This window comes from Sulfitobacter sp. HNIBRBA3233, assembly GCF_040149665.1.
Classification (GTDB): Bacteria; Pseudomonadota; Alphaproteobacteria; order Rhodobacterales; family Rhodobacteraceae; genus Sulfitobacter; species Sulfitobacter marinivivus.
The window spans coordinates 1,312,298-1,325,155 of sequence record NZ_JBEFLP010000001.1 but is presented as its reverse complement, the minus strand read 5'-3'; the positions used below and the strand labels follow the sequence as shown (position 1 = coordinate 1,325,155).

Sequence of the window (12,858 nt, the reverse complement as noted above, 5' to 3'; positions counted from 1 at the left end):
GGCCCGCAAATCTTGTCTACCCAAAACCTTGTGTCTGGCGTATACCTGTGGACAAGTGGGGCGGTGATCCCACAATCGAGGCGGAACACAGTTGAGGGGACAGGTCCATGCGCTGCCCATTTTGCGGGAATATCGATACTCAAGTCAAAGACAGCCGACCGGCCGAAGACCACGTGTCGATCCGCCGGCGCCGGTTCTGTCCGGCCTGTGGCGGTCGCTTCACGACCTACGAGCGCGTGCAGCTACGCGATCTGGTCGTCATCAAGTCCTCCGGCAAGCGCGAGGATTTCGACCGCGACAAGCTGGAACGCTCGATCCGTATCTCGATGCAGAAACGCCCGATAGAGCCCGAGCGGATCGACCAGATGATCAGCGGGATCGTGCGGCGGCTGGAGAGCATGGGCGAAACCGACATCCCCTCCAAGCAAATCGGCGAGATCGTGATGGAAGCGCTGGCGCGGATCGACACTGTCGCCTACGTGCGCTTTGCCAGCGTCTACAAGAATTTCCAGGCGGCGGATGATTTCGACAAGTTCGTGCAGGAACTCCGCCCCGATCCGCTTCCCGAAAGTTGAGCGATCTTCGCTTCATGGCGCTGGCCCTGTCGCTGGGGCGGCGCGGGCTTGGCAATACATGGCCGAACCCGGCGGTGGGCTGTGTTCTGGTGCGCGCGGGGCGCATCGTCGGCCGTGGCTGGACTGCGCCGGGGGGACGGCCCCACGCCGAAACCCGCGCCTTGGCGCAGGCGGGACCGCTGGCGCGGGGTGCGGATGCATTCGTCACGCTTGAACCCTGCGCCCATACCGGCAAGACGCCCCCCTGCGCCAAGGCCCTCGTCGACGCGGGTGTGGCGCGTGTGGTCGTCGCAACCCAGGACAGCGATCCGCGCGTCGCGGGGCAGGGCATCGCGATGCTGCGTGCCGCCGGCATCAAGGTCGAGGTCGGCGTGATGGAGAAGGCCGCCCGGCGCGCCAACGAAGGCTTCTTTGCGCGGGTCGAACGGGGCCGGCCGATGCTGACCCTCAAGCTGGCGCAATCCTTTGACGGGCGCATCGCCACGGCCACGGGAGAAAGCCAGTGGATCACCGGAGCGCAGGCGCGCCGTGAGGTCCACGCGATGCGTCTGCGCCACGATGCGGTGATGGTGGGGGCTGGCACCGCGCGCGAGGATGATCCCTCCCTTACCGTGCGCGACATGGGCGCCACGCGGCAGCCGGTGCGCGTGGTCATCAGCCGCAGGCTGGATCTGCCGTTGACGGGCAAGCTGGCGACGACGGCGCGTGATGTACCGGTGATCCTGTGTCACGGGGCCTCTGCGCCGCAGGAGCTGGTCGAGGCATGGCGCGGTCTGGGGGCGGTGCTGCTGCCGTGCGAAATCAGCGGCGGGCAGCTGGATCTGGTGGACGTGATGCAAAAGCTGGGCGCGCATGGTCTGACCCGCGTGTTCAGCGAAGGCGGCTCCGCGCTGGCCGCGTCCCTGTTGCAGGCGGATCTGGTCGACCATCTGGTCGGATTTACCGCCGGTCTTGCAATCGGGGCGGAAGGATTGCCGGGACTGGGTGCGATGGGGCTGGCGCGACTGTCCGACGGCCCACGCTTTGCGCTGGCAGGGACGCGGGCGGTGGGTGGTGATCTGCTGCACCACTGGACGCGCGCCGCGGTCTAGCGCCGCCAAAGCCCCGCAAACGGGGCGAAGAGCCCTTGCAGACGCGACAACAGGCGGTTGCGCGCTCCGGGGCCGGGGATGTCGCCCTTCGCCAGCCGCTGCACGACCACTTCGACCGGGCAGGGCAGTTCCGTCACCGGATCGAGGTAGCGCGGATAGTCGATCAAAGCCGCATGGACCAGTCCTTCGAGGGTAGGGCGCGCCCGGCGCCGGGGCGGAATTTCGCCCTTGTCCGTGGTCAGACCCCAGCCTGCGTAAAAGGGCGCGCCGTAGGTCGTGACCGGAATGCCGCGCAGCAAAGCCTCGAACCCCATCAGGGAGGTCATCGTATGCACCTCGTCTACGGCGCCCAGCACGGCTGCCGGATCGACACCGTTCAGGATCACATCGGCAAGGGCCGGATCGTCGATCCCGCCGCTGCGCAAACCGGCCTCGACGTCGGGATGGGGCTTGTAGAGGATCACCGCCTCGGGACGGGCCGCGCGCACGGCCTCCAGCAGCGCCCGATCGGTCGCGATATCCGTGGTGCCCGTGCGGATCGAGGCATCGTCGGCCACCTGTCCGGGAACCAGAATGCGATGCCCCTGCGGCAGGTCTGGCATCGTGGCGGTGCCGGTATTGTACTTGCTGAGCCGGTTTGCGCGCAGCGCCTTGATCAGCGCGGCTGCGCGGCGTTCCTGATCGGGGCGCAGCTCGGCCCGCGCGGCGATTGCCCGCTCCAGCCGCGAGGGGCGGGCGGGATCGTAGTAGATGCCCAGATCGTCCGTGACCAACGACAGCGGCGGGGTCAGCGCCGCCCCCAGACCGCGCGAGCGCAGGAAGCCATCCTCGACCCTTACGGCATCGCCGTGGCCCACGTCGGCGCGCCCCGCCCAGACCATCCACGGCCCGCCCCGCGCCCGTGCGCGGGCGGGATCGTTTTCGAACACCACGGGATGATGGCGACCGTAGAATGTCTGCAAAGGTGCGTGTTTCCACCGCGACATGGCCGAGGCGGTCCAGCCCTGCCGGTCCTCGCGCCACGCCCGCGCCTGCGCTTCCAGCGTGTCGATCACACGCTCGAGCGGACACAGCGCGTCGGTGTAGGGGTCGTACCAGCGCGGATAGAGGATCATCGCCCCCGCGAACAATTGCGCGCGGGTCAGCCTGCGCTGGCGTCGCTGCACTTCGAAGGCGTCCTCGGTCAGCCCCCAGCCTGCATAGAAGGGCTGCCCGAACACGCGCGGCCTGTGCCCGGCAAAGATCGCCTCGAACCCCAGACCGGACGAGACCGTGTAGACACCGATGGCCCCCTCGAACAGGATCCACGGGCTGATCGGTTCGGTCAGAAAGCGTATCCGGTCGCCCAGATCCTCGTCGCGGAAATATCCCTTGCGGTGTCCCGCAGCCGTTTCGGGGTGGGTCTTGATCAGGATCTGCGCGCCCGGATGCTCCTCCTGCGCGTAGTAGAGCATTTCGAGAAACCGTGCGCGATCCGCACCCGAGGCTGTGACGGAGGCGTCCTCGTGGGTCTGGTCGATGACCAGCACATAGCCCGGAGCGGGCGGGTCGATGTCGTCGCGCACAGCGGCGTATTTTGTCAGATGCGCCTCTTTCAGCCTAGCGATGGCCCCGCGCGCGCGGTCCAGCAGGGCGGTGTCGTCCAGTGGGTCGTTCGCCAGCAGCCGTTCCAGATCTGAAGGGCGCGAGGGATCGAAATGGGCCGCGCTGTGGTCGATCACCAGCCCCAGCGGCGGCTCGCCCTCGCGGCCGGGAAACAGCGACCTCAGAAACGCGTCCTCGATGCGTACAACGGGGCTATCGCGCGCTTCGGCCACGCCCAGACCGCGATGCGCGGTGGGCGAGTTGCCCCAGACCGCCACGGCATCACCGTCCTCTGAGGGCAGGCCGATATGGATGGAATAGCCCGAAAGATGCAGGATGCGCCGGATACGCCCCTGTGTGAGAAAGCCGCCGTTGTAAACGAAAAGCCGCCGGTCCTTTACGGGACCGGCGGCGGCGTTCTGGCTGTCGTTCGGCATCAGCCGCCGGAAAGGGCGGTGGCCGTGGTGGTCAGGCCCCCCACGGAAGAGGCGGTGCCGGTGATCGCCGCGATCACCTTGTTCCACTGCGTGAACGGCGCTTCGGTGACATAGAGGGTATCCCCGTCGCGGATCACGAAATCGCGGGCCATGAACATGCCGTTGGGTTCGGTGAGGTTGAGAACATAGACCAGTCGCTGCGCGCCTTGCAGATCGTTGCGACCCAGCACCTGTGCCGCGACTTCCTCGGGTTCGTTGCGCATCACGAACACACCTGTCGGGTCCGCCGCGCTGGCCAGCAGGCCGCCGACTTGGGCAATAGCCTCGATGGCCGACAGGTTCTGTGTCTCGAACGGGACGCGGGCCTGTGTGCCGGTCGCGCCGAGCGCTACGTAGGAACGGGTGTCTTCCTCGACGAGGATCTTGTCACCGGCCCGCAGCGCGATATCGAGTTCGGGGTGCTCATAGAGGTCCTCGAACCAGATCTTGCCGGAGGTCGTGCCGCGGATGACGGTGATCTGCGCAATCTCGGGTTCGATGGTGATGCCGCCGGAGCGGGCCAGCATGCTGGCAAGGGTGCGTGTGGGACGTTCGATCGGATAGACGCCCTGACCCCCGACCGCACCGACCAGCGACACGGTCGCACCGTCGCCTGCGGCGCGGCGCACCTCGACCTGCGGATCGGGGGTTTGGTCGGCCAGTTTGTTGGTGATGATCCGCCGGATCGCCTCGGGGGAGTTGCCCGCCGCGCGAATGCGTCCCGCGTAGGGGATAAAGATAAATCCGGCCCCGTCGACCTGCACCTCTTCGAGGATCGCGGGTGCGCCCTCGACGCCCAGAAGGCTGTCATCGACGTTTTCGTAGATGGTGATTCCCAGAACATCGCCCGCGCGGATCGTGTCGGAGCCAAGTTGCCCGGCCGATTTGAACGCGTTCGAGAACCCGAGTGCGGGGGTCACGGCAGTGGCGCGTGTCACGCGGTCGTTGACCGCAACGATAAAGGCATCACCCTCGCGCTGGACCGATCCCGCGTAGATCTGGCGTTTGTTCGGGCCGACCTGCGGCAATCCGCAGGACGCCAAAACGGCGCAAGCCGCGACGAATGCGATGGGACGTGCCCACCGGAACTTCTGGGTTTTCACTGCCCGGTCTCCTCGACCTATTTACTGCCTCGATGCCGGTATCTTCCGGCTGATTAGGCAGCAGCGTAGCGTAAGCGATTGATAAAATCTACACTTGCGCCCGCGCGCCGTTACTTCACCACACGCAACTGTTGCCGTGGTGCCGCGGTCCCGTGGTCCAGCGCGTCGTAGGGATCGTCAGGGCTCAGCATCATGTCCACGACCTGTCGCATCAGTTGCCTGCGCCCGCGGGCCGAATAGAACCCACCGGGAAGCTGCGATGTTTCAAGGAGATACCGGCGGAAATCCTTGTAGGCGCGGTTGTCGGGACGCGACGCTGCGGAAAAGAAGTCGGTCAGCGGCTGGTCTGACACGAATTCGGGTTTCGCATAGACCGCGCGACCGAACACCTTCAGTGGAATGCCGCGCCACAGCACCTGCTGGCCGGCGGTCGAATTCACCGTCACGGCAGTGCGCGCATCGTTGAGAAGCTGCGCCAGCTTGCCGCCGCGCACGAAGTGCACGCGGTCGCCGATGCCGCGCTCGCGCGCGAGCTTGCGCAGCACGCGCCGCACCGGCACGCGGCCGTCTTCCAGCGGGTGCGCCTTGACCACGAGGTGGTGATGCTGCGGCGCGCCATCGGCGAAACCGTCCACCACCAGCTTGAGAAAATCGCTCATGCTGTCGAAGGGCGAATGCATCTGGAACGAACTGTCGTGCTCCAGTTGCAGCAAGGCCAGGTGGTAGGGAAAACCGCTCAGCCGGATGCGCAGGGTGGCCAGACGCCTTTCGATCGCCTGCCACGGCATCAACAGCAACCGCTTGAGATAGAGCTGGAATTCCTTGGTGACCGGCAGGTCGCGGTGGGGGCGGAAATTGCGGTAATCGCCGTTTCTAAACATGACGAACCAGTGATAGAGCGCGCCGTAGAAGACATGCTGTCGCATGTCGCCCCAGTGGCCGGGGGGCAGGGGCGCCTCCATGTCGGATTTCTCCAGCGCCTTTTGCATCTGCGGGATGCTCATTTCCATCAGGCGCGAATTGCCGTTCGTGCCGCCCCGCTCGTAGGTGATCCAGTAGGGCCGCATGTAGCCTTCTTCGAAGACGTGCACGCAAAGTCCGCTTGCGCGGGCCTGTGCCACGGCCTCGGCGTGGATGGGGCGCGTGTCGCCGTAAAGGACGATGTCCGTCACGCCCTTGTCGCGCAGGAGGGCCGCGAAGGTGCCGGGCCAGTCTTCTACAGTGCCGCGAAAGGGGATATAGCTGCTCGAATGGAACCAGAACGCACGGTCACCGGCGTTGAAGCCCACGCGCCATACCTCGCTGCCAGCCGCGCGCAACATCCGGCCAAGCCGGTTGAAGAAGGGCCCGTGCGGCCCTTGCAGGAACAGAAACACCCGCTTGTCAGGGCTCGACGAGGGCATGGGGGGCTTTCTTTGGTTGCGGTCGGGCTTATTTAGTCTCAAAACTCTGTCCAAATTATGACCCGGCGTGCAGTGCGCCGTGGTCCATCATGACCGGAAGGAAAGCCATGTTCACGGGGATTGTCACCGATGTAGGAACCATAACGTCCCTGCAGCAGGAAGGCGACCTGCGCGTACGCATCCGCTGCGGTTATGATACATCCAGGATCGACATGGGCGCGTCCATCGCAAGCGACGGCGTCTGCCTGACCGTGGTAGATCTGGGCCCGGACTGGTACGAGGTACAGGTCAGCGCGGAAACCGTCGATCTGACCAATCTGGGCGACTGGCGCGAGGGGCGGCGGGTGAACCTCGAGAGGGCCCTGAAAGTGGGCGACGAACTGGGCGGACATATCGTATCGGGCCACGTCGACGGCGTGGCCGAGGTGGTCGCGATGCATGACGAGGGCGACAGCACCCGCGTGACCCTGCGCGCGCCCGCATCACTGGCACGTTTCATCGCGCCCAAAGGCTCGGTGGCGCTGAACGGGACATCGCTGACCGTGAACGAGGTCGACGGCTGCGATTTCGGCATCAATTTCATCCCGCACACCAAAACGGTGACAACGTGGGGCGATGTCGCCGTCGGCGACCGCATCAATCTGGAAATCGATACGCTTGCGCGCTATGTCGCGCGGCTGGCAGAGATGACCTGAACAATTTGCCGGTGTGGCGCGTCAGCGCGCACCGGCGTCAAAGCGCTCCGAAGGAGACAGCATGAATTTCGAAACACCCGGACCCGTCGAGGAAGAGCTGGCAAGCGCCATCTCACCGATCGAAGAGATCATCGAGGAGGCGCGTCAGGGCAAGATGTATATTCTTGTCGATCACGAGGACCGCGAGAACGAGGGTGATCTGGTGATCGCGGCGGAATTCGCGGATGCCGAGGCGATCAATTTCATGGCGACCCACGGGCGCGGCCTGATCTGCCTGCCGATGACGCAGGCGCGGGTGAACGCGCTGGAACTGCCGATGATGGCCACGAACAATTCCTCGCGCCATGAAACCGCGTTCACCGTCAGCATCGAGGCGCGCGAGGGTGTCAGCACCGGCATCTCGGCCGCGGACAGGGCGCTGACCGTCGCCGTTGCGATCAACGAACAGAACACCGCCGCAGACATCGCCACACCGGGCCACGTGTTCCCGCTGCGCGCCCGTGACGGCGGCGTGCTGGTGCGCGCCGGCCATACGGAGGCCTCGGTCGATATCTCGCGGCTGGCGGGACTGAAACCCGCCGGTGTGATCTGCGAGATCATGAAGGACGATGGCACCATGGCGCGGCTGCCCGATCTGGTGACCTTCGCCAAGCAGCACGACCTGAAAATCGGCACGATCAGCGATCTCATCGCCTACCGGAACAAGCACGACAACATGCTGATGGTCCGCGATGACCGCGAAGTGACTTCGGCCTATGGTGGCGACTGGCGCATGCGCGTCTTTCAGGACCAGATTTCGGGCACCGACCACGTCGTGCTGTCGAAGGGCGATATCGGCGACGGAAAGCCCGTGCTGACCCGGACCCATGCGCTGAACGCGCTTGAAGACGTGCTGGGGCTGGGCCCGTCCGCTCCGGACGAGCTGCCCCGCGCCATGCGGATCATCGAGAAAGAGGGGCGCGGTGCGGTCCTGCTGTTCCGCGAGCCGAACCCGCGACTGCGGCTCGACGACGAAGACGACGCACCCCGCACCATCAAGCGCACCGGTCTTGGCGCGCAGATCCTTGCGGAAATGGGCGTTCACGAGCTGATCCTGCTGACCGACAATCCGCAGACCAAATACACCGGGCTTGAAGCCTACGATCTGAAAATCGTGGGCCACCGCCCGATCACAAAGGAATAAGCCATGGCCGCCTCGGAAGAACACACCGTCCTGCCTGCGCCGGAATTCGACGCGCCCGTGAAGGTACTGATCGTGGTGTCGCCCTATTACAGCGATATCGCCGCCGACTTGGTGAAGGGCGCGAAGGCGGCGCTGGAAAGCGTCGGCGCGACCTATGAGGTCGTCGAGATGCCCGGCGCGCTCGAGATTCCCACGGCCATCGGCATCTCCGACCGTGGCAGCAATTTCGACGGCTACGTGGCGCTCGGCTGCGTGATCCGCGGCGAAACCACGCATTACGAGACCGTCTGCAACGACAGCAGCCGCGCGCTCCAGATGCTGGGCCTGTCGGGGCTGTGCATCGGGAACGGGATCCTCACCGTCGAGAACAAGCAGCAGGCCGAGGTACGTGCAGACCCCGACGGGCAGAACAAGGGGGGCGGTGCCGCAATGGCGGCCTTGCATCTCATTGCACTGGCCCGTAAGTGGGCGGGCACGAGCAAAGGCATTGGTTTCAAACCGGGTGGCACGGATACCATCATTGCCTGATCCCAGTACTGGACCCTCCCGATGACCACGCCTCCGCGAAGCGACAACATGACCGGCAACATGAAGCGAAAGATGCGCCACGCCGCGCGCTTTTTCGCGGTGCAGGCACTGTTCCAGATGGAACATTCGGACCTGTCGGTGGACCGCGTGCGCATCGAATTCCTGAACCACCGTTTCGGAGAGCTTCTGGACGGGCAGGAAATGCTCGAAGGCGACGAAGCGCATTTCACGCGGGTGCTGGAGGGCGTGGTGGCCCATCAGGCGGCCATCGACCAGTCGACAGACCGCGCGCTGGTGCAGAAATGGCCGATCGCACGGCTTGATCCGACCTTGCGTGCGCTGTTTCGCGCGGCAGGGGCCGAGTTTCGCGACAAGGGCATCCCGCCGAAAGTGGTGATCGCCGAATACCTTGATATCGCGGCGTCGTTCTTTCCCGACGGCAAGGAAACCCGCTTTGTGAATGCGATCCTTGACTTTATGGCGCGTGAAGCGCGGCCCGAAACGTTCTGAATATTCTGAAACTGGAGGTTTTGGCCCTGTTGCAGCGTGAATCCGCGCTGCGCGCCGGCTGAAATCGCCGCTGAGGGAAGTTGTGTGACGGGACCGCCGTTGCCGGGTCAGTCTTATTCCCGAGGACCTGTATATACAGGTGGGCGCCAGATAACCTGACCAGGGCCAGGACAGAGCCAGCTCCCTCGGATTTGCTTAAGGCCACTGGAATGTAGACGTCAGTCGAGCAGGGCAGAACCCGTCACAGCCCAGAGATAAGCCGCGGGGTCGGTCCGGACAAGGGCTCAGCCCTCTGTACCGTCAATAAATCCGTACCGCACCAGTTCCTCGGGCAGCAGCACATAGATTTCGTCGGGCGGGGTCACCAGTGCGTGCTGCATGACCAGCGGATCAACACCCATCTGGTCAAGGTAACGCATCACTTCGCCCTGTCCGCGCTGGATATCCTCCACTGCGACAAAAGCGGGGAGCAGGGTGCTTTCGCCGAAATAATGCTGGTGCACACCCACCGACGCATCGTCCGGCACCCTGCGCGTGGTGCCAGCGGCCAGAAGGTAGGGGCAGGCCGAATAGCATATGTCGCCCGAGCGGAGTTCGGTCTCGAACCCCGCCTGACGCACGGCGCGACCCAGCACAAGCGCATCGCGCACAGACCCGCCCGGCGAATTCAGGATGATCCGGCTGGGCGGGGTCCGGAGGTCTTCGATCAGCTTCAGGATGCGCTCGGCGTCGCCTCCCGCGATGGCCCCTTCCAGCAGGATCGCCTCACCGCCCGCCACGGAAGTCAGCACCAGCCGCTCCGGCAGGGGCTCCGTGCGCAGGGGTTGCCCGCCGGGGGGCGAGCGATCGGGCGAGAACCGCCGTGTTTGGTCACCGGGGCGGATCGGTTCGGTCAGCTGCGGCGCCCTCGGCCCGAAGTCGGGCAGGCTGAAACCGCTTTGCATGTCGCCCAGAAACAACAGACCGGCAAGGCCGAGCTGGAAGATCAGCACACCCATCAGGACGCGTCCGACGGTGTTGCGTTTCGGGGTTGCCTCGGTCATTCGGCGGCGGGTTTCGGTTTGGGCAGCGGTGCAGGGGGCTGAGACGTGGCGGGCGTCTCGCTGTCGCGGAACATGCCGGGATCGAGCTCGCGCACCACGGCCATGGCGGCACGCAGCTCTGCAAGGGTCATGCTGTCTTCGATGGCGGTGCCCTCGCGGCCCATGCGGATAGCGCCCTGCGTGATCGCGAGAATCAGCACCAGAACACCGGGCAGCAGGTCAATCGCGATGGCCCCCGCCCATGAGGGCACGAAGTTGCGCGCATAAAGGATCACCGCATCGGCAGAGGATATCGGCGTATAGGTCGTCTCGGGCGGGGCGGGGCGCGCCAGAACGTCCTGCGCGGCGCGCTCCAACGTGGTTGCGCGCTGGGCGAGCACCTCAAGCACCGACGTGATCGTCGCCGCCTGATCCGTGCGCGTCGCCTCGGACCGGCCATCGAGTTCCGGCAGGACAACCGAGGCCGACAGATCCTGCGCCGCGCGTTCGACCAGCGATGCCACGGAGAGCTGGCGCAGCTGCGTGATCAGCCCCGCAAGGCGCACGGCCTGTTCGGAAAACTCCACCGACCGCGCCTCTACCGGGCCGGGTTCGACCGTGAGGGCACGCATCCGGCTGAGGATCGCGTTGCCTTCGGAAAAGGCGGATTGGACAAGCGGTTCCTGCGCCGCGATCTGGGCTTCCAGCGCGGCAAGCTCGGATGATTTCTGGCGCAGAACGCGGAAAACCGCACCGCGGCCCGCAAGGCCGGAGAGATTGCCGGTGGCCTCCTGTTCGCTCAGATCCTCGAAGGACTGCCGGACGCGGGCCACGTCACGCTCCAGCGCCTGACCGGTCAGGGCGACCTCGTGGGCCTGTTCCAGCGCGCCCTGATAATCCTGAACGGTTTCGGCAAGGTGCTGTTCGACCGCTGCCGACCCGGCGAGTGCCGCCGCGTTCAGCCAGCTTGACATGGCGACGATGGCCAACGATCCCAGACCCATCGCGCCCAGGAGCGCGATCCGCGCCCGTGCGCCGCGCACCGCCGGAAACAGGCGGATCATGTAGGACCAGAACACGAAGATGCCGACAGACACCGCCACGGAATAGGCGATCGCCGCAAATGCGGTCATCGCGCCGTTGTCGTCCAGCAGCGACGACACCCCCAGATAGGTGTAGATGCCGGATGCCACCGACAAGACGCCCAGAGCGGTCCCCGAGAAAGTATCGAGCCACGTGACATGTCCTTCGAGTTCTCGCGCGTAGCGGACACCGCGCGCCTGCGCGGAATGGTCATCGGGTGTGCTCATCGCGGTTGCATCCTTTTGGTTGTCTGAAAGATAGGGGCGCGCGCGCCCACTGCCAACCGCGGCAGGAACGGGGGTTGCAAATGTTCACGAATTGTTCATTATTTTGCGCATGAACCAGATTGCACAAACCTACCAGCCCGGCCAGCTTTTGCAGCGGGGCGTGTCCCGCCACCTTGCCTCCTTGGGGTTCGCCTGCGTGGAGGAAGTGGTCCCGACGCGGGGAATGCGGGTGGACGTGATGGCACTGGGCCCGAAAGGCGAGATCTGGGTCGTCGAATGCAAATCCTCGCGGGCGGATTTCACATCAGACCAGAAATGGCAGGGCTATCTGGAGTGGGCCGACCGTTTTTTCTTTGCGGTGGATGCGGAGTTCCCGACCGAGATCTTGCCCGACGATCACGGATTGATCGTGGCCGATGCCTACAACGCCGAAATACTGCGCATGTCGGAGGAGACCAAGCTCGCGCCCGCCCGTCGCAAGACGATGGTTCAGAAATTCGCCACAACGGCGGCACGCCGGTTGCAGGTGTTGCGCGATCCGGACATGCATCCCGACTGGGACTGACGCGGCGCTCAGCGCTTTTTCTTGCCGCCGACCTTGGCCGCCGTTGCGGCTGCCGCCACGATCTCTTCGGCGATCTCGCGCGCTTCGTCAGGCGTGAAATCCATTGGCAGTTCCACACCGCCCCCCTCGACGAACAGGCGCACCATGCCCAGCTCGGTCGGTCCGATCTGAAGATTGGCTTCGATATCGCTTTCGGAATTGATGCCCACGGTCGCTCTCCCTTGTGTCACAGCAGCATAGCGGTATCCGCGCGCGGGTTGAAACGCAAGATTGCTAAGGGCTATCCTGAACATATGTCCGACATCGAACTGCGCCCCTTTACGCCCGACGACCGCGACTGGCTGGTCGCCGCCCACGCCAAGCATTACGCCCGCGAGGAGGGATTCGACGAGTCGTTCGGCATATTGGTTGCGGGCATTCTCGATGATTTCATCGCGTCACACGATCCCGAGGACGAGCGGGGCTGGATCGCGTGGGAGGACGGCAAGCGCATCGGGTCCATCTTCTGCGTCCGGTTGGACGGGACACGCGCGAAACTGCGCCTGTTTCTGCTGATGCCGGATGCGCGCGGCAAGGGGCTGGGGCGGCGTCTGCTTGAGACATGCACCGGATTCGCCCGCGCGTGCGGCTATGACGGGATGCAGCTTTGGACCCACGAAAGCCACCGCGCGGCCTGCGCGCTCTACCGGCGCAACGGTTGGCGCCTGATCGCTGAACGCCCTGTGACGTCCTTCGGGCAGTCGCTGAATGAACAGACCTTCGAGATCACGTTTTAAGTGATTTTCGCAGCCTGCAAGGCTTGCAATCTTTTCG

14 protein-coding genes and 1 other RNA gene are annotated in these 12,858 nt (G+C 64.9%); 8 read left to right on the top strand and 7 right to left on the bottom strand.

The features are described from left to right. Nucleotides 1–107: 107 nt before the first annotated feature. Both nrdR and ribD read left to right on the top strand, forming a co-directional pair. Nucleotides 108–575, top strand: a complete 468-nt coding sequence (gene nrdR, locus ABMC89_RS06345; protein WP_349566343.1) for a transcriptional regulator NrdR — start codon at nucleotides 108–110, stop codon at nucleotides 573–575. Between the two features lie 14 nt (nucleotides 576–589). Next, a complete protein-coding gene (gene ribD / locus ABMC89_RS06340) occupies nucleotides 590–1,666 on the top strand; it encodes a bifunctional diaminohydroxyphosphoribosylaminopyrimidine deaminase/5-amino-6-(5-phosphoribosylamino)uracil reductase RibD (protein WP_349568531.1) in 1,077 nt (358 codons plus the stop codon). On the opposite strand, the gene ABMC89_RS06335 is transcribed toward ribD, so the two are convergent. The 3 genes from ABMC89_RS06335 to ABMC89_RS06325 form a co-directional block, all read right to left on the bottom strand. Further along, nucleotides 1,663–3,687: a capsule polysaccharide biogenesis protein gene (locus ABMC89_RS06335; protein ID WP_349566341.1), complete on the bottom strand. Its 2,025-nt coding sequence runs from the start codon at nucleotides 3,685–3,687 to the stop codon at nucleotides 1,663–1,665. The two genes, ribD and ABMC89_RS06335, sit on opposite strands and share 4 nt — an antisense overlap. After that, nucleotides 3,687–4,829: a polysaccharide biosynthesis/export family protein gene (locus ABMC89_RS06330; RefSeq protein WP_349566339.1), complete on the bottom strand. Its 1,143-nt coding sequence runs from the start codon at nucleotides 4,827–4,829 to the stop codon at nucleotides 3,687–3,689. Before ABMC89_RS06330 ends, ABMC89_RS06335 begins: the two co-directional genes overlap by 1 nt. Before the next feature lie 110 nt (nucleotides 4,830–4,939). Further along, nucleotides 4,940–6,232 carry a capsule polysaccharide biogenesis protein gene (locus tag ABMC89_RS06325; protein WP_349566336.1) on the bottom strand — a complete coding sequence of 431 codons (1,293 nt, stop codon included), beginning with the start codon at nucleotides 6,230–6,232 and terminating at the stop codon, nucleotides 4,940–4,942. Between the two features lie 107 nt (nucleotides 6,233–6,339). Here ABMC89_RS06325 and ABMC89_RS06320 point away from each other — a divergent pair, with 107 nt between their 5' ends. The 4 genes from ABMC89_RS06320 (at nucleotide 6,340) to nusB (ending at nucleotide 9,148) form a co-directional block, all read left to right on the top strand. Then, the gene (locus ABMC89_RS06320) at nucleotides 6,340–6,927 is read left to right on the top strand and encodes a riboflavin synthase (RefSeq protein WP_349566334.1); all 588 of its coding nucleotides are present in this window, start codon (nucleotides 6,340–6,342) and stop codon (nucleotides 6,925–6,927) included. A gap of 61 nt (nucleotides 6,928–6,988) precedes the next feature. Beyond that, nucleotides 6,989–8,110 (top strand): 3,4-dihydroxy-2-butanone-4-phosphate synthase, encoded by a 1,122-nt coding sequence (gene ribB / locus ABMC89_RS06315; protein WP_349566332.1) that lies wholly within the window; start codon nucleotides 6,989–6,991, stop codon nucleotides 8,108–8,110. Between the two features lie 3 nt (nucleotides 8,111–8,113). Further along, nucleotides 8,114–8,638: a 6,7-dimethyl-8-ribityllumazine synthase gene (locus ABMC89_RS06310; RefSeq protein ID WP_349566330.1), complete on the top strand. Its 525-nt coding sequence runs from the start codon at nucleotides 8,114–8,116 to the stop codon at nucleotides 8,636–8,638. Between the two features lie 21 nt (nucleotides 8,639–8,659). Then, nucleotides 8,660–9,148, top strand: coding sequence for a transcription antitermination factor NusB (gene nusB / locus ABMC89_RS06305; RefSeq protein ID WP_349566328.1), 489 nt, complete (start codon nucleotides 8,660–8,662; stop codon nucleotides 9,146–9,148). Between the two features lie 86 nt (nucleotides 9,149–9,234). Here the strand turns inward: nusB and ssrS are convergent. From ssrS to ABMC89_RS06295, 3 genes are all read right to left on the bottom strand, one after another. Further along, nucleotides 9,235–9,389: non-coding RNA, 6S RNA (gene ssrS / locus ABMC89_RS19060), on the bottom strand. 43 nt (nucleotides 9,390–9,432) lie between these two features. Beyond that, entirely contained in the window at nucleotides 9,433–10,191 is a 759-nt protein-coding gene (locus ABMC89_RS06300; protein WP_349566326.1) for a COG3904 family protein, read from the bottom strand. Next, nucleotides 10,188–11,480 (bottom strand): hypothetical protein, encoded by a 1,293-nt coding sequence (locus tag ABMC89_RS06295; protein ID WP_349566324.1) that lies wholly within the window; start codon nucleotides 11,478–11,480, stop codon nucleotides 10,188–10,190. The genes ABMC89_RS06300 and ABMC89_RS06295 overlap by 4 nt, the downstream gene beginning before the upstream one ends. A 109-nt stretch (nucleotides 11,481–11,589) precedes the next feature. Between ABMC89_RS06295 and ABMC89_RS06290 the strand changes: the two genes are divergently transcribed. After that, entirely contained in the window at nucleotides 11,590–12,045 is a 456-nt protein-coding gene (locus ABMC89_RS06290) for an MmcB family DNA repair protein (protein ID WP_349566322.1), read from the top strand. 8 nt (nucleotides 12,046–12,053) lie between these two features. Here ABMC89_RS06290 and ABMC89_RS06285 read toward each other — a convergent pair whose 3' ends face one another. Further along, nucleotides 12,054–12,254 carry a DUF6324 family protein gene (locus ABMC89_RS06285; protein WP_349566320.1) on the bottom strand — a complete coding sequence of 67 codons (201 nt, stop codon included), beginning with the start codon at nucleotides 12,252–12,254 and terminating at the stop codon, nucleotides 12,054–12,056. A gap of 84 nt (nucleotides 12,255–12,338) precedes the next feature. On the opposite strand from ABMC89_RS06285, the gene ABMC89_RS06280 reads away from it, so the two are divergent. Next, nucleotides 12,339–12,821 (top strand): GNAT family N-acetyltransferase, encoded by a 483-nt coding sequence (locus tag ABMC89_RS06280; RefSeq protein ID WP_349566318.1) that lies wholly within the window; start codon nucleotides 12,339–12,341, stop codon nucleotides 12,819–12,821. Nucleotides 12,822–12,858 lie beyond the last annotated feature (37 nt).

Coding starts and splice junctions, on each gene's coding strand:
- ABMC89_RS06290 (WP_349566322.1), top strand. CDS start 11,590: ATGAACCAGATTGCACAAACCTACCAGCCCGGCCAGCTTTTGCAGCGG.
- ABMC89_RS06295 (WP_349566324.1), bottom strand. CDS start 11,480: ATGAGCACACCCGATGACCATTCCGCGCAGGCGCGCGGTGTCCGCTAC.
- ABMC89_RS06320 (WP_349566334.1), top strand. CDS start 6,340: ATGTTCACGGGGATTGTCACCGATGTAGGAACCATAACGTCCCTGCAG.
- ABMC89_RS06300 (WP_349566326.1), bottom strand. CDS start 10,191: ATGACCGAGGCAACCCCGAAACGCAACACCGTCGGACGCGTCCTGATG.
- nusB (WP_349566328.1), top strand. CDS start 8,660: ATGACCACGCCTCCGCGAAGCGACAACATGACCGGCAACATGAAGCGA.
- ABMC89_RS06325 (WP_349566336.1), bottom strand. CDS start 6,232: ATGCCCTCGTCGAGCCCTGACAAGCGGGTGTTTCTGTTCCTGCAAGGG.
- ABMC89_RS06280 (WP_349566318.1), top strand. CDS start 12,339: ATGTCCGACATCGAACTGCGCCCCTTTACGCCCGACGACCGCGACTGG.
- nrdR (WP_349566343.1), top strand. CDS start 108: ATGCGCTGCCCATTTTGCGGGAATATCGATACTCAAGTCAAAGACAGC.
- ABMC89_RS06310 (WP_349566330.1), top strand. CDS start 8,114: ATGGCCGCCTCGGAAGAACACACCGTCCTGCCTGCGCCGGAATTCGAC.
- ribD (WP_349568531.1), top strand. CDS start 590: ATGGCGCTGGCCCTGTCGCTGGGGCGGCGCGGGCTTGGCAATACATGG.
- ribB (WP_349566332.1), top strand. CDS start 6,989: ATGAATTTCGAAACACCCGGACCCGTCGAGGAAGAGCTGGCAAGCGCC.
- ABMC89_RS06335 (WP_349566341.1), bottom strand. CDS start 3,687: ATGCCGAACGACAGCCAGAACGCCGCCGCCGGTCCCGTAAAGGACCGG.